This is a genomic window from Vogesella mureinivorans (assembly GCF_007644035.1).
GTDB classification, from domain to species: Bacteria; Pseudomonadota; Gammaproteobacteria; order Burkholderiales; family Chromobacteriaceae; genus Vogesella; species Vogesella mureinivorans.
The window spans coordinates 1-303 of the sequence record NZ_VMTV02000855.1 but is presented as its reverse complement, the minus strand read 5'-3'; the positions used below and the strand labels follow the sequence as shown (position 1 = coordinate 303).

General features: G+C 40.9%; 1 protein-coding gene. It reads right to left on the bottom strand.

All coding sequences use genetic code 11. From position 1 onward, the window contains the following. Positions 1–303 (bottom strand): hypothetical protein (locus FLQ44_RS19940; protein ID WP_338117502.1); only part of this gene is annotated, 303 nt, incomplete at both ends.

The window sequence follows — 303 nt, the reverse complement described above, 5'->3', positions numbered from 1 at the left end:
ACTTTAAAACAACTACAAACCAGAGGACCATCACTATTTGCTATCGACATGGCTTGTCCTGCCAAAAGTGCTTTTCGGTGCATTGCGCTGAGTCGTTCACGCTTAAATAAACTGGCAACCCAGTCCCGATCAGGTAATAAAGCTTTTGGTGCGATATATAAACTTGCAATCAGGCGACCATCTTTTAACACTACACTATGACTGATATGTGCGGTTTGATCTTCTAAATTCAGCCATTCAAAGCTTTCATCTTGAAAAGGTAAAAGCTGCTTTAAATGCTGGGTAATTTGCTCAAAACGACGC